The organism is Terrabacter sp. P5_B1 (assembly GCF_056400505.1).
On record NZ_JBFULD010000618.1, the window covers coordinates 1 to 682 of the forward strand.

Annotated in this window: 2 protein-coding genes; one reads left to right on the top strand and one right to left on the bottom strand. The window is 75.4% G+C overall.

Annotated elements, in window-relative coordinates:
* Positions 1-396 (top strand): aminomethyltransferase beta-barrel domain-containing protein (locus tag AC1DP0_RS22440; protein WP_478088865.1); only part of this gene is annotated, 396 nt, incomplete at its 5' end.
* A gap of 91 nt (positions 397-487) precedes the next feature.
* Here AC1DP0_RS22440 and AC1DP0_RS22445 read toward each other — a convergent pair.
* Positions 488-682, bottom strand: a 195-nt coding sequence (locus AC1DP0_RS22445; protein ID WP_478088867.1) for a GNAT family N-acetyltransferase, incomplete at its 5' end; no start/stop codon positions are given.

Consider the following 682-nt stretch of genomic DNA (forward strand, 5'->3'; position numbering starts at 1 on the left):
GCCTTCGCCTACACCGTCGGACAGCGACGCGGGCTCGGGCTCTCGCGACCGGCCCCGGACGGAGAGCCGCGCTACGTCGTCGAGGTACGGCCCGAGACCAACCAGGTCGTCGTCGGTGCCGCCGACCTGCTCGGCGTCAACGCCATCACCGGCCAGCACGCCCGGTGGTGTGGTCCCGCGCCTGAGGGCGTGGTCCACGTGGGCGCCCAGGTGCGTGCGCACGGTGAGGAGCATGCCGCCACGGCCTGGGCCGACGGCGACCGTGTCGAGGTGCGACTCGACGGTCGGATCCGGGGCGTGGCTCCCGGGCAGTCGGTCGTGCTCTACGACGGCACGCGCGTCGTCGGGTCGGCGACCATCGTGGCGTCCCGCCTCGAGCGGACCCCTGTCGCCTGAGCCTTTTCGCCTGCGCCTTGTCGCCTGAGCCTTGTCGCCTGAGCCCGGCTCGGCCGCGATGCCGGAACCCCCACCGGGATCGGGCTCGCTCTCAGGTCAGGGACCGGCTCCACGTGACCGTGCGGGCCCGTGGCCGGAAGCCCATCGAGCGGTAGAGCCGCTGCGGTCCGGGATAGCCCTCGTCCCCGCGGGGGCTCACCTGCGCCGCCGTGCCGCCGACCTCGGCGAGCCGGTGCAGGGCGGCCAGGGTCACCGCGCCCGCCAGGCCCCGGCCGCGGTGTGCGGG